This is a genomic window from Microcoleus sp. K4-B3 (assembly GCF_036704615.1).
GTDB lineage: Bacteria > Cyanobacteriota > Cyanobacteriia > Cyanobacteriales > Microcoleaceae > Microcoleus.
In genome coordinates this window covers 25,880-45,435 of the sequence record NZ_JAUBSF010000014.1, presented here as the reverse complement: position 1 = coordinate 45,435, position 19,556 = coordinate 25,880, and the positions used below count along the sequence as shown (strand labels likewise).

The 19,556-nt window shown below is 44.2% G+C and carries 15 protein-coding genes and 2 pseudogenes; 9 read left to right on the top strand and 8 right to left on the bottom strand.

The genetic code is table 11. From position 1 onward, the window contains the following. Positions 1 to 24: 24 nt before the first annotated feature. The 3 genes from QUA78_RS09370 to QUA78_RS09360 all read right to left on the bottom strand — a co-directional run bounded on the left by QUA78_RS09370 (position 25) and on the right by QUA78_RS09360 (position 4,909). Positions 25 to 2,853: a tetratricopeptide repeat protein gene (locus QUA78_RS09370; protein ID WP_333299928.1), complete on the bottom strand. Its 2,829-nt coding sequence runs from the start codon at positions 2,851 to 2,853 to the stop codon at positions 25 to 27. A gap of 535 nt (positions 2,854 to 3,388) precedes the next feature. Beyond that, entirely contained in the window at positions 3,389 to 4,246 is an 858-nt protein-coding gene (locus QUA78_RS09365) for a calcium-binding protein (RefSeq protein ID WP_333299927.1), read from the bottom strand. 528 nt (positions 4,247 to 4,774) lie between these two features. After that, entirely contained in the window at positions 4,775 to 4,909 is a 135-nt protein-coding gene (locus QUA78_RS09360) for a hypothetical protein (RefSeq protein ID WP_333299926.1), read from the bottom strand. A gap of 687 nt (positions 4,910 to 5,596) precedes the next feature. Here QUA78_RS09360 and QUA78_RS09355 point away from each other — a divergent pair. Both QUA78_RS09355 and QUA78_RS09350 read left to right on the top strand, forming a co-directional pair. After that, positions 5,597 to 6,296, top strand: a pseudogene (locus QUA78_RS09355) (IS1 family transposase). A gap of 87 nt (positions 6,297 to 6,383) precedes the next feature. Beyond that, entirely contained in the window at positions 6,384 to 6,611 is a 228-nt protein-coding gene (locus tag QUA78_RS09350; RefSeq protein WP_333299925.1) for a hypothetical protein, read from the top strand. Positions 6,612 to 6,763: 152 nt separating this feature from the next. Here the strand turns inward: QUA78_RS09350 and QUA78_RS09345 are convergent, their stop codons facing one another. After that, positions 6,764 to 6,952, bottom strand: a complete 189-nt coding sequence (locus tag QUA78_RS09345; protein WP_333299924.1) for a hypothetical protein — start codon at positions 6,950 to 6,952, stop codon at positions 6,764 to 6,766. A 1,641-nt stretch (positions 6,953 to 8,593) separates the two neighbouring features. Between QUA78_RS09345 and QUA78_RS09340 the strand changes: the two genes are divergently transcribed. Together QUA78_RS09340 and QUA78_RS09335 are read left to right on the top strand one after the other, a co-directional pair. Next, complete coding sequence (locus tag QUA78_RS09340; RefSeq protein ID WP_333299922.1) at positions 8,594 to 8,791, top strand: hypothetical protein; 198 nt, start codon at positions 8,594 to 8,596, stop codon at positions 8,789 to 8,791. A gap of 703 nt (positions 8,792 to 9,494) precedes the next feature. Beyond that, positions 9,495 to 9,695, top strand: coding sequence for a hypothetical protein (locus QUA78_RS09335; RefSeq protein WP_190744389.1), 201 nt, complete (start codon positions 9,495 to 9,497; stop codon positions 9,693 to 9,695). 147 nt (positions 9,696 to 9,842) lie between these two features. Here the strand turns inward: QUA78_RS09335 and QUA78_RS09330 are convergent, their stop codons facing one another. Continuing rightward, a complete protein-coding gene (locus tag QUA78_RS09330; RefSeq protein ID WP_333299921.1) occupies positions 9,843 to 10,592 on the bottom strand; it encodes a pentapeptide repeat-containing protein in 750 nt (249 codons plus the stop codon). 54 nt (positions 10,593 to 10,646) lie between these two features. Here QUA78_RS09330 and QUA78_RS09325 point away from each other — a divergent pair, with 54 nt between their 5' ends. Continuing rightward, the gene (locus tag QUA78_RS09325) at positions 10,647 to 11,159 is read left to right on the top strand and encodes a phosphoribosyltransferase family protein (protein WP_333299961.1); all 513 of its coding nucleotides are present in this window, start codon (positions 10,647 to 10,649) and stop codon (positions 11,157 to 11,159) included. Positions 11,160 to 11,171: 12 nt separating this feature from the next. Here the strand turns inward: QUA78_RS09325 and QUA78_RS09320 are convergent, their stop codons facing one another. Together QUA78_RS09320 and dxr are read right to left on the bottom strand one after the other, a co-directional pair. Then, positions 11,172 to 11,846 (bottom strand): Uma2 family endonuclease, encoded by a 675-nt coding sequence (locus QUA78_RS09320; RefSeq protein ID WP_333299920.1) that lies wholly within the window; start codon positions 11,844 to 11,846, stop codon positions 11,172 to 11,174. A 547-nt stretch (positions 11,847 to 12,393) separates the two neighbouring features. Beyond that, a complete protein-coding gene (dxr, locus tag QUA78_RS09315; RefSeq protein ID WP_333299919.1) occupies positions 12,394 to 13,584 on the bottom strand; it encodes a 1-deoxy-D-xylulose-5-phosphate reductoisomerase in 1,191 nt (396 codons plus the stop codon). A gap of 127 nt (positions 13,585 to 13,711) precedes the next feature. Here dxr and QUA78_RS09310 point away from each other — a divergent pair, with 127 nt between their 5' ends. Both QUA78_RS09310 and QUA78_RS09305 read left to right on the top strand, forming a co-directional pair. Then, positions 13,712 to 15,325, top strand: a complete 1,614-nt coding sequence (locus tag QUA78_RS09310) for a DUF2079 domain-containing protein (RefSeq protein WP_333299960.1) — start codon at positions 13,712 to 13,714, stop codon at positions 15,323 to 15,325. Between the two features lie 9 nt (positions 15,326 to 15,334). After that, positions 15,335 to 16,777 (top strand): DUF2079 domain-containing protein, encoded by a 1,443-nt coding sequence (locus QUA78_RS09305; RefSeq protein ID WP_333398735.1) that lies wholly within the window; start codon positions 15,335 to 15,337, stop codon positions 16,775 to 16,777. A 149-nt stretch (positions 16,778 to 16,926) separates the two neighbouring features. Here the strand turns inward: QUA78_RS09305 and cas6 are convergent. Next, positions 16,927 to 17,820, bottom strand: a pseudogene (gene cas6, locus QUA78_RS09300) (CRISPR-associated endoribonuclease Cas6); the annotation flags it as partial. A 530-nt stretch (positions 17,821 to 18,350) separates the two neighbouring features. Here cas6 and QUA78_RS09295 point away from each other — a divergent pair. Both QUA78_RS09295 and QUA78_RS09290 read left to right on the top strand, forming a co-directional pair. Continuing rightward, positions 18,351 to 18,713: a ferredoxin-thioredoxin reductase catalytic domain-containing protein gene (locus QUA78_RS09295; protein WP_194012549.1), complete on the top strand. Its 363-nt coding sequence runs from the start codon at positions 18,351 to 18,353 to the stop codon at positions 18,711 to 18,713. A 147-nt stretch (positions 18,714 to 18,860) separates the two neighbouring features. After that, positions 18,861 to 19,268, top strand: a complete 408-nt coding sequence (locus QUA78_RS09290; RefSeq protein WP_333299917.1) for a DUF309 domain-containing protein — start codon at positions 18,861 to 18,863, stop codon at positions 19,266 to 19,268. Positions 19,269 to 19,556: the final 288 nt, after the last annotated feature.

Genomic DNA, 19,556 nt, shown 5'->3' with positions numbered 1-19,556 from the left:
AATTAAACTTACTCCAGATGCCAACTAACCCAAACGCACCACTTCAACCATCCTTTTCAGCGAACTCAAGTTCACTAAAATATCCTCAGTCAGCGAATTCTGATACATCAACTGTCTAATAGGATAGCATTCAAAAGCCTCCCCCGCTAAAAAGTAATGTTCCAACTGCAAATATTGACTGCTTCCCCAGTAATAATGGCTGATATAGTGAGGCGACACCAACTCAATTACTTTAGTTCCCTGGCGACAAAAAATCGTATTTGTCAAGCCGCTGCCGTGGGCAGCAACTATCACATCAGCGTGGTAAAAATGAGCAATTTGCTCTGCCAAAGACATCGACTCCGGCAAAATAGAAACAAAGCCAAATTTCTCCAAAACCTCAACCACATCTTCCTCGTTCAAAACTCGCCGGTATCTCGCTTTGCTGCGGCTGATATAAATGCGTTTTGGATAGCTGGAACTAGGTGTAATTCCCTTGAGAAACTCGCGCCTCAAAAAATCCATCGCCCACCCAGGAGGCCAGCCCAAATATCCCGCAAATGACGGCACAATTAACTCTGTTGCTTGAATGTGAGGCAAGCGATCGCTCTCCAATACTTTCTCTTCAGGAATGCCCAGAATTCTTAGACTTTCCCGCTGAAATTGGTGCTGACAACTATTCACCAAAAACCAATCAATCTCCGCCAAATCCCTACCGCTGAGCCGCAGCAATTCTATCCTCGGCAAAACATCAACCATCCAGTGAAAATAGACATTTCCCGACAAACCAGAAAGCACCGCCACGCTACCGTCAATTTGCTTTAAAGGCGGAAAGGATTCTAACTGAAAAACGCTGTGTTTTCTAACATCATGCTTTTCGCATCCCGGCAAAAACCCCGGATAATCTCTCGACACATCAGCCAATAAATAATTGTCAGGAGTAATTACAGCGATCGCCTTGCAAATCATCCAATAATTTTCCTGCGGAACAATCCAAACTCGCCCGTTGGGAATCTGTGCCACAAAAGTCTTTGGCGACTCCACAGGTAGCCGTTGCAAGTTCGACAAACGGCAAACTCCCCAACCCAAATGCACCGGATCGAACCACTTAGAAATCCTCTGCAAACACAGCCCGCAAGTTAAACCTGTACAATCAGAATTTTTCAATTGCGAATTAGTTAACGAAAATACGGCAGTCTGAATATTTTCGGCACAGGCTTCTGGTGCAGATTTCCAAACTATTTCGACATAATTTTCTGCTTCCAACTTAGCATTAACCAGCCAATCCCAACTCGATAAATAAATACCATGAGGAGGTTCTATAGAATTAGTATCGGGCGAGATAAAACTCTTTTTATTCCACTCTTTCCGCTCCCCATACCCGTGCAATTGCAACTCTAAAACCTTTTGATAATAATCGATCGCCCGATCCCAGCGCCCCTGTTTTTCCAGGAGTTTTGCCAACTCAAAATAAACCTGCGGTAAAGCAGGTTGAATCGTCAACGCCATGCGGTAAACTGCAATTGCTGCACTGAACCGCTGTTGCTGGGCTAAGGAATTTCCCACCCGCCAGTAAATCTCTGCATTTTGTGGCTGAATTTGCAAAGCTTTTTGATAATAAGCGGTGGCCGATTCGTGTCCGCCGTACTCTGTTAAAGCATTTCCCAAGTGCAAGTAAATTTCGGCTAAATAATCGCAAATTTCAGCAACAGGCAATTCGCGATCGGGACTTGACAAATATCTAGCCGCACCATCTTTTTTCTTTACTTTTAAATCCTTTAAATCTGTGACATCCGTGACATCCCTTAAATCTGTGACATCCGTGACCTCGGTTGCCGAACTCCCCATCAATGCTGCGAGAAATCGATCGCACGCAGCGATCGCTCTTGACAATTCATCATCTTCTAAAGCAGCAATTCTGTGCCTTTTTGCCAAACGGCAGTAAGCCTCAACAAAATCAGGCTTCAGAGCTATCGCCCGCTTAAAATAAGGCATGGCTTCGGCAACTTGACCCAAAACCATCAAAGAAAACCCGGCGTCTGTATAGCCCGAAATATGTTCGGGATTCAGCTCGATCGCGCGATCGAAACAAGCAACCGCCGCCGAATGTTCTCCCTGTATTTGCCACGCTTTCCCCAGATTGTAGTGAGCCAAAACCATGTCCGGCTGCAACTCAATAGCTGTGAGGTAAGATGCGATCGCCCGATCGGGATTTTGGTCCAGCAACGCTTGACCAAAATTATTGTGCAGCGTCGCCCAATCTGGCTTAATCTCGATCGCCCGTTGGTAAACCTCGATCGCCTCAGCAGCGCGATCGTCCTTCAGCAGAATCCCACCCAAATTGCTGTAAGCTTCCACGTAATCCGGCTTCAGAGCAATCACCTGTCGGTAGGTATCAATTGCCGCTTCGAGCTGATTATTTTCATCTAAAACCACAGCCAGATTGTAGAAAGCAAGTAGATAATTGGGGTTAAGAGCGATCGCCTTTCGGTAACAGTCGATCGCCCCCAACAAATTACCCTGATTGTGAAAAACATTTCCCAAGTTATAATGAACTTCCGGCCAGTCTGGTTTCAAATTCAGAGCTTGCCGGTAGTGAAAAACCGCCTCATCCAGCCACCAATACTCGCTGTAAAGTTGACCCAAATAAGCATGAGCCAGAAAAAACTGCGGCGAAATCTCCAAAGCTCGCACAAAAGCGTCTCTTGCCGCCGTCGGATCGCCTTGAGCTTCCAGAATTTCGCCTAAAGTGGTATAAGCCGAGGGCGAAAACGGTTGAAGTTCGATCGCCCTTTTGCAAAACTCGATCGCCTCAGTTAACTTCCCCCTGTTCAAATAAACTTGGGCTTGCCGGATATATTCTTGAGTGTTCATTGATCGCCAGCAGTTGCGGTTACTTTACCGCTTCAGTAAAACTTAGAAATTCTGATTTAAAAACTTTGTATTTATATTTTGCCCGATCGGGCGATCGATTAATTTCACTAATAAATCGTTAAAATTTTTACGCTTGACGTTAAAGTTGACACCAATCCCCGAGTTTTACTTCCTACTTTCTTTTGCTTCTGAGACTCAAGCCTCATAAACGCCGTTTCTACGAGATACGACACTTTTGCTGGCAAATGAATTACAAAAAACTGGTTTCGCTCCGGGGCGGTGCCAAGAGCGCCTGCCCTCCGGGTTTCTGAGCTGTACCTCATTAATTTGGAATCTGCTGTATCTTAACTTTCCTAGGGAAATATTTACCAAGAAACCGGATTTCTGACTCCACGTGCCTAAGTCATGTCTCTACATTAAAGCTTTCAACTTCGCTCCGCCGCAGGCAGAATGAAGTTGAAAGCTTCCAAGACTTTCAGTAGTGTGAGAACAGCCCCAGATTTTATCTGGTGCTGCCCCACAACTGCCACTTGTTTTAGAACAACTCGAAGCTGTTCGAGGTAATTGTCAGACCAGTCTGCAACTGAGCAACAGTTAGCACTCCGTTGCTGCCGTTGAAGTACAACGCACCGCTTGTTGGGTCGTAGATCAACTTGTTCGTCGTGCCTGCTCCTGGGGTAGCTGCGTTGAAACCAGAAACGACTACAAACTCGGTGGCGTCGAAGCTGCTGCCCAAACCAGAGAACACACCGCCCTGCTTCAAGCGGATCTTATCTTCGCCTGGGGTAAAGTCAGTAATCGTGTCTACGCCATAATCGCCACCGCTGGAGAAGAAGTAGAACGTATCGCTGCCAGCACCACCCGTCAGGACATCACTTCCTCTGTCGCCAGTGATAAAGTCATTGCCAGAGCCACCATCGACAGTATCGTTGTCTTTACCGCCGAACAGGCTGTCGTTGCCGTCGCCGCCGCCGACAACATCGTTGCCTTGGCCGCCATAGACTGTATCGTTCCCACCTCCGCCGAGTACGGTGTCGTTGCCTCTGTCGCCAGAAACCAAGTCATCGCCATCGCCGCCGTCTACGAGGTCATTCCCTTTACCGCCAAAGATGACATCGTTGCCACTGCCACCAGCGACCACATCGTTGCCGCTGCCTGAAAGGATGGTATCGTTGCCGCCGCCGCCGCCGACACTGTCATTGCCGCCGCCCGATACAATCAGGTCGTTGCCATCGCCACCGGCGATAACATCATCGCCCCCAAAAGTCAGGATGATATCGGCTTGGGCAGTACCGTTCAACCTGCTAGCGTTGGAGCCGCCGATAATATCAAGTCCGCCCCCAGCGTTTTGAGTAGAACTTGTCGGCTGTGTTGGATTAGTTACCTGTGTCATTTACACTCCTCCTAAAGGATGAACCATTTTTCTACAATACACTTTTCTCTGCTATACAAAACCTGGCTAAGCTTATTTAAGCTCCACCATTCAACTAGAAGTAGTTTCTAGAGGGTCTGCTTCCTGCTTCTACCAAGGGAGTCGGCTCCTACTTGTCCACAGGCGTAAATTCGGGTGGAGCAGCACCCTATTTTTCAAATGAGTACAACTATTTTTTTTGAAGCTTTTAGCCAACGAAACCGGACATTGGTTGAGACCCTAATTGACCCGGCTGCCATAAGTTGTCATGTAATTTAAATTGTCCGTAAGGAGGTCGGGATCGCAAGTTGAATCCTGTATTCCTTGAGCAGCAAATATCGGTTGTTTCCTGCTGTGGACTCTCGACTCCACCACTCCCTCCCTCCTCTAACACCAAAATATTTCAGCTAAACGTTTGTGAGTGTACCATACTGAGCTTCGATGCGGCTAGTCATTTTTAAAACAATAGCCGGGAAATACACATAAACCATTTTTAATCGGAGTATGCTCTCAAGATTGAGAAATCGCACCGGGCCCTTCTTGGCACTGTCGATCGCCGGGAAGTTCGATCGCCCGGAATCGGGCTGGAACTGAGTTGCGACTTTTAAGTACACTGTAGTTGACCAGACTTTTGATTTTCGCCAATAGTTCCCCAGAAATCAAAATTTTTTAGCTAGCTTTCAAAGCAAGCCCGCGCACGCTGGAGGCCGCATTCAATCAAAAGTGCGTCCCAACACAATCCCCGACGGACTCTTGAGGCTCATCACCTTGATTTTTCCACCGAAATCCCTCGCACTCAACCCAGGATTTTGGCTGAAAAACCCGGTTTTTCAACCCAAATAGGTCATTGCAGCCATGAGCCGCATCCATCCCGACAATCTGACAATGCAGCGCTTGTGTTGGGAAGTTGAGATGAACGGTAGGCCGGTAGAGTGGTGACGGTACTGTCAGTCGATTTTAAATTTGAGATTTGAGATTTTAGACTTACTCCACAGATGAATCTGGGAGGTTGAACAAAGATCTAACATTTTGGGCTGCTGGCGACTCCTGTCGGAAACTGGTATCCGTTTTTGGGCGGGGTCAAAGCTGAGAAGAAACTGCTGCGCATCTTGTACCAGTTTATAAACAGAATGCAACTGCTCGTAAGCTCCAAACTCCGTCCTCAATCCTTCCCCATCTAAAACCTCAAATCTCAAATCTAAAAAGGTATTAATTGTCTCTTGGTTCGGGACACAGTGTCAAACAGAAAAATATGCGGCGTTGCATATATTCATAATGATATTGAAAAATGTGGAGTGGCATAATAAAGGCAAAGTTGTTCAAAGTTCAAAAATGCAATGCCCCAAATACAACGGTGAAGATGCAGTTAAAAATGGACATCAATACGGAAAAGAGTGCTATCGATGTAAGCAATGCAATCGCCAGTTTGTCGAAACCTATAGTGAGCGTGGATATTCTGAGGATTCCAAACAAATTTGCTCCTTTAATGTACTGTAATGGCGCGAGACAAATGGAGCGTTGTACTGGTATCAGCCACAATAGTATCATCAACTGGGTCAAAGAAACAGGGGGACGATTACCTGAAACTGAGGCAGTTGAAACCATAGCAGAAGTAGGCGAAATCGACGAACTCCAGACATTTGTTGGCTCAAAAAAAACAAGCTCCTTGTATAGACAGCAGTAAATCATTTTGCTGAGGGCATTCTTGCTTGGACGTTAGGGGATAGCAGCAGTGACACTTTTGTGGCTTTGTGGAGGATGAGTAAAAATTGGTCTTGCTATTTCTGGGTCACTGAGGGCTATTGTGTTTACCCAAAATATATCAACTCTGAAGACCATATTGTTTGCAAGACTTATATGACAAGGGTGGAAGGAGACAACACGAGATTAAGACATTATCTGGCGCGGGTTACATCGCAAGACCTTATGTTATTCCAAGTCTCAAGAGATGTTGCAACTTTCAATTCGTTTGTTGCTTTTTTATCTCAAGCACCAGCATCAAAAATATTTCCCTGTTTTTCCTCGATCATGATTATCAATATATGCAACGCCGTTATGGGTTGGCGCAATTGTATTTAGGGATAATTTACCTGTCGATCATGCCGAAGCCGTCGAAAGTTTGATTCAATTTGTCGGAGTTCAAGTGAAATGCTTATCTCCCTACTCGCCGAATTTATTTTCCATCGAGTTGTGTTGGTCAAAAATCGAAGTAATTCTCGGTTCTGAAGCAGCTCAAACTTCAAATGTTCTTGATGAAGCGATTACTAAAGCTCTTAATGCTATTACTGATGAAAATGCTTTGAACTGTTTTCATCACTCTGGTCTATTTTTAGAACCAAATACATAGTTAATTTTTGTAGTAGATTTGATGGCAAATAGCTGTCAGTAAAAATATTAACTTATCACAAAATATTTGATTGCTAATTGTTAACTTCGAGCTGCTAATTAACAATTAGCGATTTCCAGGAAATTTGGTTCGGCATTCATAGAAAAGCTCTACTATTTATTCCGATGGTGTGCTTCTAGTTGCGCTGTTGACGCGTTGGAATTGCTCTGGCTGTCGTAGCTGTAGATGTGAGCGTCGCTCTCGAACATATAATTGATGGAAGTAGCTGCATAGTAGCTCAGCGCTAGCAGCGATACTAGATTAAGAATTCTATAAATTGGTTTCTCAGACACTTCGTTCATTTTTACTCCTACTTTTTATGCAAATAGCGAATGTGGATACAGTGACGGCACTTTTTTTTGAGAAGTTCCCAAACCCAAAAATCCAGCACCTCTAAAAATTTCGCTTGCTCGCGTTATACACTCGTGATGCCCGATCGCCCAAAATAAATCGTACTTGAGATTTGAAACAGTTGTTGTTGCCTATTTCATATTGCAGTCTCTGCCTTTAATTGTCTATCTAACTGCGGTAAGAGTTAGGCAATTCAGGCGCAAACGAACTCTACAATTTATTTGTTAGAGCTGCTGCACTTTAAAAAAATTGAGATGTAAAAGGTTACAGGGCAAGGCGTCTAGCTTTTTTTAAGGCTAAGTAAGGATTTTACCAAATTCGATTAATGGTGCGCAGTGACCGGAAGTAATAAAAATTCTTAAGTTGGTCAGCAGAAGGAAAAAATATGTCTTAAGTTATAGTTTTGCCAGCAACAGGCCGTGTTACGTTGCAGATTAATTTTGAGCTTGGTTGAGGTGGCAGATAATCTTTGAGTAAAAAAATGTTGCGGTCGCTGTCCGACTATTTGGGTCTGACAATTTTGACTCAGCGACACCATTAAATCACGATGTTACAGAAGAAAAGTAGGCGTCAGTCGATTTGATACTTTGCCGTGAGACGTTAGGCGAGATATCAGTGGAGTCGCGCTCAGTCGAACGATTTGAGATTTGAGATTTACTCCACAGATGAATCTGGGAGCTTGAACAAGAGTCGAAAATTTTGGCCGGCTGGCGACTACTCTCGGAAACTTGTATCCGTTTTTGGGCGGGGTCGAAAAGCAGAAGGCAGAATTTGGAGCGGTAAAAAAATACTGTTTTAGGATTCAGGATTTTTATTTAATTCTACCTTATAACTGCATTTTTATAACCATCAAACAAGATGATTTACTCGCTGCGAGGAGCGATGCACGCCGGATCATTTAGGACGAGATAACCGACTTGGTTTAAGCCAGTTACTTCCACAATTTATTATAATTCTTGCTCGCATTGAGCAGTTTTTACAACAGACTTTTTGCTGGTAATTTGCAAAAGGGATAGGGGCAGAACAACAGGCCAAAACAGAGGGCCGATTATTAATGCTATCCAAGAGATGACGTCTTTTTTAGATGTCGCAGTATCATTCCAAAAACTTTTGAACCAAACAATAAAAACGATTAAGGCAATCGAAAAGTAGCTAATCATTATCATTTTTTTACTTGCCTGCCTAGAGATGGGATAGAAGTATTTATAAATATTGTATCTCAGGGTGTGGCTCGCCGATCGCAACTTTAGGCCCTGTGGTGCAAGCTGCAAGTGTCTAAAACCCAAAGTTTCACAGTTCTCCGAGTCCAGAGCCTGGGATGTAGAGGGGGCGCACTCCCGCTGTGCAGCGGCCCTGGGGGGCTAAAAGTCTTGCGCTCAGGAATTTTCGAGGTTTAGTCAAACCTTGAGGCTACCACCGCAATGACAGGTTATGCGATCGAGGTCTTTGGTTCTCTGTGATTTAACTCACGTATACTCGCAGACTTCGGTCACAAATGGAGCTAAGAACGATCGCACAGCTTAGCCGACTGCAATCACCCTACTCTTTTCTCAAATCCTCGATACTACAATTGTCGAGTTCAACGATATTTCATGCAAGCTCTGACTTTAAAATCCGATCGCGCGATCGCTGAACTGTTCTATCAAGTCACCCATTCAGGCAATCTGACTCGCACTCAAAGCCACGGACTGCACGCACTGTGCGAAAGTGCTCTCAGCGAAGATGCCCGAGATGCAGTAAACCGCCTGCTTCACGCCATCCGTCGCGGATGGGTCAGGATTTCCGATTAGTCCTCTCACACAAGAAGTTGAGATGAGTATTTCTACTTTCTCTCCTGTCAAGCTTTGCCAACAATAAGATTTTCGTGAGTAGGTCGCTGCATTAACACTCTCCAAAAAAAATTGTACTTCGATCGAAAAGCTCGAACCCGGTTTCTTGAAGAAGCCGGGATTTTTGATTTGAAGCAGCCAGTCGATTTTAGATTTTAGATTTTAGATTTTAGATTAACTTCACAGATGAATTTGGGAGCATGAACTAGAGCTTAAAATTTTGGATCGGTGGCCGCTCCTGTCGGAAACTTGTATCGGTTTTTTGGCGGGTTATTAAGTATATCTACGGAACAAAGACCACACCAAGAAACTAAGTAAATGTAAGTAAAAGCGGGTTTATAAACACCGTAAAAGTTTTACGTTGAATTAAGCCAAGCGATTTAGCTAGCAGTCATTAGTAATCTATTAATAGATAAATATTAATAGATTTGTCACAGTCTCTTGACAAACAGTAGAGATTTCGGAGTTCCCAAAAGCGAGGAATCGGGACGGGGTTGGCGTTTCAAGTTGCAGGGCGATCGAGGAAAGATCCGATCCCCAAGTCCCACTGACACAAATCACTAATTAAGACCAAATCGATCACATTTAGTCGCGTAGTTGAATCACATAAATATTGGGAAAATCAGTCAATACTATCAAAAGTGAGTTCAAACAAAAAAAACAGATGATTACCCAAACGTTTTTACCTCAATTTACTATTGCAGAGCTAGTCTTTCAGGTATATCACTCCGGTCTGCTGACTCCCACTCACCGACAACAGCTCAAGACAGCCCTGTTAAATGACAGTCTTACCGAAGAAGATCAAACAGCCATCAACCGCTTGCTCCACGCAGTTCGCCGCGGCTGGCTGAAAGTTGTAGATTAAACTCGGTTCTAAATTTTTTGCCACTACTCTTTAAATGCACTGTCACTTGAAGGCAGAATTAAATCCCTTAAAAAAATCAGGCATTAGCATAAATGTAGGGTGCGCCACAGGCACCCTGCTGTTTTAACTTCTATTTTCCCAGCTTATTTATTCAGAGATTTTGCCGTCAGGCATCATCGCCTCTCTCAGATTCGCTTCATTCAAATTTGTCCCGCGCAAAGAAGCTTGATGCAAGTTTGCTCCCCGGAGATTTGCTCCCTTAAGGGAAACTCCGCTCAAATCTGCTAGATGGAGATTTGCACAGCTCAAGTTAGCTCCGCTCAAATCGGCTCCCTTGAAATCCGCTTTTTCGAGATTTGCTTCCGTCAAATTTGCCCAACTCAGATTTGCTTGAGTTAGGTTAGCACGGCTGAGATCAGCTTGTGTTAAGTTCGCGTCGGTTAAATTTGCTTTGCTGAGGTTGATTCCGAAAAGTTTTACTTCTGTCAAGTTTGCACCTTGGAAGTTAGCGTTAACTGCATAAACTTGAATCAAAATTGCCCGCTGAAGGTTTGCATCTCTCATGTCTGCACCCCTGAGACTCGCCCCCGTTAAATCTGCCCCGCTGAACAGGACACTCCGCAATATGGCTCCGCTCAAGTTCGCTCCCACCGCCTCGCATTCGCCAAAATTAGCGGACATGAGGTTGGCTTGGGAGAGGTTGGCTTGGCTGATATCTGCTTGATACAGATTGGCTCTGTAAAGGGTGATGCCCATCGCACTTGCACCCTTTAAACTAGCTTGACTCAGGTCAATATCGCGCAAATTTGTCCTTGACAAATTGGCACCGCTCAGGTCTATTTTGTGAAACACCCGTTCTCCGGCTGCATACCGTCTGAGAAGTTCGTCTGCATCCATGTCATTTCCCCCAAAATATTTAATAATATCTTTGATATGTCAATAATATTAGGCATGAGCGACCTTTACGTTTCTTGGTCTGAATACCATCGAAAAATTGAGGATTTGGCTGTAAAAATTGATGAATCTCAGTGGAAATTCGATCGAATTGTCTGTCTGGCGAGGGGAGGGCTGCGGGTTGGGGATACTCTGTCGCGGATTTTCGACAAACCTCTGGCGATTTTAGCGGCATCGTCCTATGGTGGGGCCGAGGGAAAAGTTCGGGGTGCGATCGAGTTTGCGCGTGATTTAACAATGGTGGGCGATAATTTGGGCAGCCACATTCTGCTGGTTGACGATTTGGTGGATTCGGGAATTAGTTTGCAGCAAGGTATCGCTTGGCTGAAGAGTCGCTACGGCGAGGATATTCAGGAAATTCGGACTGCTGTACTCTGGTACAAGGCTTGTTCTGTTGCAAAGCCTGATTATTATGTAGATTATTTAGCCGATAATCCTTGGATTCACCAACCTTTTGAAATGTACGAAAAGATGAGTGCCGCTGATTTTGCGGCGAAAGTCAAAAATTAGTAAAACCCGCCCCTAGGAGTCTTTGATTTGTAGTTGCTCTTTTGCCCAAGCTCGAAATGCTTTGATTGTTGGGCTTCTGCCTTCGGTGTTGCTGCGATCGACATATTCGGGAATTACATCAATAATGGGAAAGTCGGGGAAATTTTGGCTAGTATCGGACTCAGTATATTTTCCCTCTTGAAGCAGATAGATTTTCAGGGTTCGCCCGTCATATCTCCAAAGTTCCGGCACTTTCAAAGCTTGATAGCTGTTTAAAGCGGTTTGTGAGGAGTTGTCAATCTCGATCGCTAAATCCGGAGGCGGGTCTACTGTTAAATCTATTCGATCCTTGCCTCTGACAGCAGCTTGGTTCTGAATGTAGAAACAATCGTCAGGTTCTACGCCGCTCTGCATATCTTTGCTTTTGAAAGTAGTGGAACCTAAAACTTCACAATCAATATTAAGCTCTTCCAGCATTAACTTAACGAAGTCGCCAATCAATGACTTAGCTTTTTCATGTTTGGGTAATGGCATTCTGATTTCCAGTGTTTCTTTGTAATAAGTAAGTCGAATGGCGTAACCTTCTCCTAACTCGTCTAGGATAGACGAGTAGATTTCCCAGCTAACGTTTTGTAACTGCACTTTATTGCCGGGGGGGACAATTAGTTGATTCAGTTCAAATACTATTGATTTGGTTTCAGTTTGCATCGGTTGCTTCTAGGAATGGGACTCATACCAATTTAATGTGAAGTTGGACATATCTCGATCCCCCTCGCATCCCCCTTAAGAAGGGGGACGAAAGATCGGAATCTTGTCCCCCCCATTAAGGGGGGCTAGGGGGGATCGGATTCTACGGGGCCTCATAAAAAATTGGTATCATAGCTCTATTTTATCAAGGGACTGAAGAATGAGATGGCAAAACTTTGATTTGGCTTTAGCTGATATCTTGAACTTTTTGGCATAGTCCGCCCGGGGTTAAAAACCCCTGTCTCATAGCTAAAGTCCTCTGAAAGAGGACTGGATATTTATCAAGGTTTGGCAGTCGGTTTCAACTGAGATGTTGTAGCATTATCAGCAACAGGCAAGATGCCTATTCCACAAGAAATTCATTCTTTGTGGAACGGGCCGGAGATCCCGTTCATAAAAGCCTTATTGAAAATGGTGCAATATCTCAATTTCAACCGACTGTCTTCTATGAGACGGGGAATTAATTCACTCCTAGGGCTTGTGGGTAAGTGCAAGTCTGCTGATACAATTAGCGAACCGAAAGAATACGATCGCCCAATTCCATACTATCTGCCAAAACTTCCTGCCGCGCCCACCTATCCGCTGCCAAAATATCGTCTAAACCAGGACTTTCACAGTTATCGGCTTGATGTTTGTCGCACGCCTTCTCAATCAACTTCGGAATATCCAAAAACTGAATCTTCTCACTCAAAAACAGCGCTACAGCCTGTTCATTTGCCGCATTCAGCACCGCAGGCATCGAACCGCCCGCACGTCCCGCCGCATAAGCCAACTGCATACAAGGATACTTTTCGTGGTCTGGTTCTCGGAAAGTTAAATCCCCAGCTTTTACCAAATCCAGCCGTTCCCAATCTGTATGAATTCGCTCCGGCCAAGACAAAGCGTAAAGCAGCGGCAATCGCATATCCGGCCAGCCCAATTGCGCCAAAACTGAGGTATCTTGCAGCTCAATTAACGAGTGAATTATGCTCTGAGGATGGATGACAATATCAATGTCGTCATAATCCATTCCGAACAAGTAATGAGCCTCAATTACTTCTAATCCTTTATTCATCAAAGTAGCAGAATCGATCGTGATTTTCTGCCCCATCGACCAATTCGGATGTTTCAAAGCATCGGCTACTGTTACTCCTGCTAATTTGTCGATCGGCAAATCTCGAAAAGAACCGCCCGAAGCAGTGAGAATAATTCGCCGCAACCCCCCAACCATAACACCTTGGAGGCACTGAAAAATGGCCGAATGTTCCGAGTCAGCCGGCAATATTTTAACGCCGTATTTTTCGATTAAGGGGTTGACAACGGGGCCCCCTGCGATTAATGTTTCTTTATTGGCTAAGGCGATATCTTTGCCTGCTTTGATAGCCGCAATTGTTGGCAGCAAACCGGCGCAGCCAACTATGCCGGTGACGACGGCTTGAGCGTCGCCGTATTGGGCAACTTCGACAACGCCTGATTCGCCAGCAAGTAAAATAGGTTGAGGGTCTAGATCTGCGATCGCTTCCTTCAATTCCTGTAATTTATCTTCGTCGCAAATCGCGACAATCTCCGGTCTAAACTGGCGAATTTGCTGGGCCAGCAACGTTACATTTCGTCCGGCGGTTAACCCGACAATCCGAAATTGATCGGGGTATTGAGCTACAATATCCAGAGTCTGAGTGCCGATGGAGCCTGTGGAGCCGAGAAGAGTTATTGCTTTCACAATTGTTTAATGTTTTTTGGGCTATTCTAATATTACGATTGCGGGGATTAAAATTAGCGGTTAACTATTGCGTGGAAAGCACATTCGAGGGAATCATATTTTGAGTGGTCAGTTAGTGCCAGATTTCATGCAGAATAGGGAAAATTTTCCTGATTCGAGTGAGGACATCAGTGTCTCGATCGCGGAAAATATAGAGGAAAGTCGATCGCAGCTACCGTCGAGTTTGGTTTGGGCGATCGCTACTGCGGCGACAATTTTCTTTTTGTGTAGCAGTTTACGGCACGCTTTATTCCAATCAACAGCTTTCGATTTGGGAATTTTTGACCAAGCAATTTACTTGATTAGCCAAAACCAAAGGCCTTTTTCTTCTTTAATGGGGATTCATATTTTGGGCGATCACGCAGCGGTAATCTATTATCCGCTAGCTTGGCTGTACAAAATTTCCCCGGATGTGCATTGGCTGCTGTTGGTACAAGCAGTTGCATTATCCCTGGGCGCTTGGCCTAGCTGGAGTTTAGCGCGTTTGGCAGGTTTAAATCAAGAACAATCCCGTGCGATCGCATTAATTTATTTGCTCTATCCGGTGGTATTTAACATCAATTTATTTGATTTTCACCCGGAAGTAATCGCTTTACCCGCACTTTTGGCAGCAATTTTGGCGGCGCGTTTAAATAAAATTGTGTGGTTTTGTACCGCTATTCTGTTAGTTTTGAGTTGCAAAGCGGTTTTGTCCCTAACCGTTGCTGCTATGGGTTTATGGCTATTTTTTTGCGAAAAAAAGCAACGGTGCGGGGCGATCGCACTTTTGCTCGGTGCAGCTTGGTTTTTGATAGCTTCCCAGAAAATCATCCCCTTTTTTAGCGGCAGCGAAGTCGCTGGAGTCGGGCGCTACAGCTATTTAGGCAAATCCGTAGTAGAAATTATCATCAATCTCATATTAAAGCCACAGTTAGTATTAGGAAAAATCCTTTCCTTCGATACATTCAAATATTTATTTCTCCTCACCTTACCTGTGATTTGGCTGCTATTGCCATTCTCGGGCAAACTACGCCTACAATATTTAACAGCGCTAATTCCTGCCCTCCCTACCCTGCTAATCAATATCCTCTCTGACTTGCCATTTCAACGCAGCTTAGCCTATCAGTATTCAGTGCCTGTAATTCCATTTTTATTGTTAGCAGTTATCGCGAAGGAAGAAATAAGGAAGAGGGAAGAAATAAGAGAAAAAAAAGAAGAGGATAAAGCCAATAAGCAACATTTTTTGACCGATGTAATTTGGTCCAAAATTTCCCATAGCAAATTGTCAAACTTACCAGTTAAAAATTTCAGAATTTCTAACCTTTGGCTGGGAATTCAATTGCCAAAAATCATGATAATTTGGTCGTTAATAATTTTCCTATTCCTGGGCGAATATAAAGATTTTTATTTGTACCTAAATCGACTAGATACCTGGCAAGCTACACGCGAAGCAGTCGCGCAAGTTCAACCTCAAACCAGTATTTTAACAGATAATAGACTTGCCCCTCACTTTGCCCACCGCCCAATAGTAAAATTGCTTTCACAAATTTCGCCCCAAACAAATTTAGCTAAATTTCAATACATATTATTAAACCTGCGCCATCCCTGGCCTGATACTGAAAAACTTGGTGATACCTTAGCAAATCAACTTAAAAACTCTCCCGATTTTCACTTAACTTATCAAAAAAACGAAGTCCTGCTATTTAAACGAATTGCTGATTAAACCAATAAAATGCTCACTTTAAAATCCCTAAAATCTCATCCAGTATTTTTAATGATTGTCGTGACAACGATAGTCTTATTTACCGCCAGCAGCGCGCGGCACGCTTTGTTTCAGTCAACTGCATTCGACTTAGCAATTTTTGACCAAGCAATTTATTTAATCTCCCAAAATCAAACGCCATTTTCCTCTTTAATGGCAATAAATATTTGGGGCGATCACGCCGCTTTTATTTTCTATCCACTAGCTGTACTTTACAAAATCTATCCAGATGTTCACTGGCTTTTTTTAGTGCAAGCTGTTTCCCTAGCTTTAGGTGCTTGGCCGAGTTGGAGTTTGGCACGTCAAGCGGGATTAAACGAACGAAAAGCAATTGCAATTTCAGCCGTATATCTGCTTTATCCCGCAGTATTTAATGTCAATCTCTTCGACTTCCACCCAGAAGTAATTGCTTTGCCAGCACTGCTAGCAGCAATCTTAGCCGCGAGGCTGAATAAAACCTTGTGGTTTTGTGCTGCTATTGTATTAGTTTTGAGCTGCAAAGCCGTGCTATCTTTAACTGTGGCTGCGATGGGTTTGTGGCTGTTGTGTTTTGACAAAAAACGCAATTGTGGGCTCATAGCTCTATTTCTAGGCGCGGGTTGGTTCCTGGTAGCTACTCAGGCAGTTATACCGTATTTTAATCAGGGAAGAGAACACGCGGGAATCGGGCGATATCAATATTTGGGAAACTCGGTTTTTGAAATTGCTATTAATTTAATATTCAAACCAAACCTAGTTTTAGAGCGTTTGTTTTCTTTAGAGACTTTTGAATATTTAGCGTTATTGCTATTACCAATAATTTGGTGGCTGTCCCCGCGTCATCTGTCATCTTTAATTAGTGCTGTGCCGATGTTGGGGATGAATATTCTTTCCGACATCCCCGCTCAGCGGGATTTAATTCATCAATATTCTGTGCCGATATTGCCGTTTTTGTTGGTGGCCGTAATTTCCAGTTTAGCATATAGCAATCAGCAAAAGGGAAAGACAATATTTGATAGATTACCACTTCCTAACTATCCATTGCCTAGAGTCATTGTAATTTGGTCGTTGATAACTTTCTTAGCTTTAGCGAAATACGGCTATTTTTGGACTATTTATTTGAATGGGAGCGACACTTTGCCCGCTACCAGAGAAGCCATCGCTCTCGTCAACACCAAAGGTAGTGTTTTAACAAATGCTCAGATTGCTCCTCACTTAGCACACCGCCCTGTAGTAAAATTAACTCTGGCTAACGCCCCGCCTGCAAATCTCGCAGAATTTGATTATGTATTGCTGAATCTTAGATATCCTGGCTGGATGAGCGATCGAGATTTTGTTAATAACTTAGTAACTCAACTAAAAAACACCCCTCAATTTCAACTAAAATATCAGCGAGACGACATATACCTATTTACCCAAAACGCTAACAAATAAATCATCTTCTCCTCCTTTAACTGGTTCCCAGGCTCTGCCTGGGAATCGATGTCAAGAGGCTCTGCCTCGCTTGCGGAGGAAAATTGGAGGCAGAGCCTCCGGATCTGTGTTACCAGGCAGAGCCTGGGAACCAGTAAATCAATTTAACCTTAATCCTCAACTTTCAAAGCCCTTCTTGCCAACTTCACGTAAGTTTTCACAGTTTCATAAGGCATTTCCAAATCAGCAGCAATATCAAACAAAGATTCCCCCAATTCCCGGTGCGCCAAAATCGTCGCCCAAGTTTCAGCAATCTCAGCAGCGCGACTTCCGCCTGTACGCTTTTTGTGCGCCATAAACTTCTGTGTCAATTCATCTATTCGCGCCGCCAATATGCTTTGTATCGACACTTCAGGGAGCGCTTCTGTCAACCATTGTGCTCGCGTTTGTCCCAATCCAAAAGTTGTTTTGTGGCCAGTGCCGCAGTAAGGCGCTAACCGCCCCAAAGCATAAAATAATTGTACAAAATCAGGGCGATTGTGAGCCGATCGCCCTAGCCCAAATTCGACAGCCCCAGTGAATCCAGTTACCATGCCTTTTTTGCCCGCCGCTACCTTTTGCGACTCCAATTTGTGGCGGCTAATAATTGCATTTTCATCAATCCAATTCAAAAATTCTGCTTGGTCAAAATTTGCCCCCGAAAAGTTATTCCAGCGGCGCAAATAACTGTGAAAAACATTTTCGGGAACTGACAAAGGGAAGTGATGGCCTTTGCTACGAAAGCTTGTAGGAGTCACAAAACAAAGTTTAATGGTTGGCGACAATGGGGGTTCTGCTGTTAATAATTGCTGGTAAGTTGTGGGAGCAAAAGCCATATCCCAAGAGCGAATTAGCAGCGGAGCATTTCGCAAATCAATCTCTTGGGGCAAATTTTGCAGCCACTGACTCAGCCACTGCACTACTCGCTTTGAAAGTCCTGTTACGTACCAGCGATAAATTCGATCGCCTAAAAGCTGGAATTCTTTGCCGCCGGGGAGCAAATCACCTTGCAATCCCGAAATACTAAACGCTTTTTCTGACTGTTAATCGTGCAAAAGTTTCGATAAATCCGGGTCAGTTTGGTGTACTTGACCTCAAAACCAAGCGTGCAAACCTATAGCCTACTGCGCGTACAGATAGCTAGCAGTGCGGGGGGTCAATTCAAACACTAATCCGACTAACTCGGTGTCAGCGGGCTAAATCAGCCCAAAGGAAGGAGATTTTTTACTGCGGGTGCGGTAATGGAGCGTGCTCTGCGATGGCACTAATAGGGACAGCGCTGGGCTATCTTATCCGATTTTTATCCCGTTTGGGGGATGATTTTTGATGGCGATCGATGGCCCAAATTTTTGGTCTGCTCCAAAAACCAGGTCTGCAGCCCGTTTCCCGCACCGTCCGGGATAGAGAAAAACCACTAAAAAACCAACAACCTAAAAATCAATGTTTGTCAAGGTTTTCTTCCTTGTAAGTAAACAGAAATATACAAGTGTTTAAAATCACATTCTGCGCTACAATTGTCAAAAGCTCGTAGCATCCTCAACTCCGATCCTAAACTATGAACACAACAGAAAAATCTAAACTCTCCAACGAAAAAACTTTGGAGGCGATGAAGAATTTCTCCGAAACCTACGCCAAGCGCACGGGAACATACTTTTGTTCCGAGCCTTCCGTCACTGCTGTCGTGATAGAAGGACTAGCAAAACACAAGGATGAACTAGGTGCTCCCTTATGCCCTTGTCGCCATTACGAAGATAAAGAAGCCGAAGTAAAAGCCGCCTACTGGAACTGTCCCTGCATTCCCATGCGCGAGCGCAAAGAGTGTCACTGTATGTTATTTCTGACGCCAGATAACGATTTCGCTGGAACTAATCAGGAAATAGGAATGGATCAGATTCAAGCTGTCAGAGAGACTATGTAATCGGTTAAGTAGGCGGTCGTGAAATGGCAGGAGTTTTGAAAACAGGTCGTTATTTTTCCTATTTTTAAGACTTAGCTATTTAAAAGAAATCGATCGCCGCCTACTCAAACACACATCCGCCATCGAAAATCCCGAATCTCCAATCGAATGACAGAGGAAATCCCGCTCGAATTTTGGCAAGGTATCGAACAGTTTAACAGCCAAGAATTTTACGCTTGTCACGATACTTTAGAGGCTTTGTGGATGGAAGCCTGCGAGCCGGAAAAAAGGTTTTATCAGGGAATATTGCAAATTGCGGTCGCGCTTTATCACTTAGGAAATGAAAACTGGCGCGGTGCGGTAATCTTGCTGGGAGAAGGAATAAATCGGCTCAGTTATTATCAGCCGAGTTATGCCGGAATTGCCGTTGAAGAGTTGCTCGGACAAAGTGCTAAACTTTTGAGCGCTTTGCAACAAGCTGGCCCGGAAGAAGTAGCTAAATTTGTACAGTTGTTCGCAGGTAGAGAAGTGACAGGCTTACAATTGCCGCGAATTATCAAAGTACCAAAAAGTTAAATAAAGGTTAAATAAATGTTGGTATTAGGGTGTGCAGCAGACTTGGCTTTTACACAGAGGAGGGCTGGCTTTCTTGCGCGCTGTACAAGCAGATTGATTGGCTGTGGAACGAGCATTTTGCCCGTTCCCGCTTAAGAAAGTTGCAGGCACTCAGCAAAATAGCCAATTAAATTCGCTGTTGTCTTGCTAGGATAATTGGTTGAGACTCTCGGGTCAATCGATCGACAAGCGCGAAAATCTTTCTGGCCGTTAAGATAAAATACCTAACTGGAGATCGTGCCCTTCAGC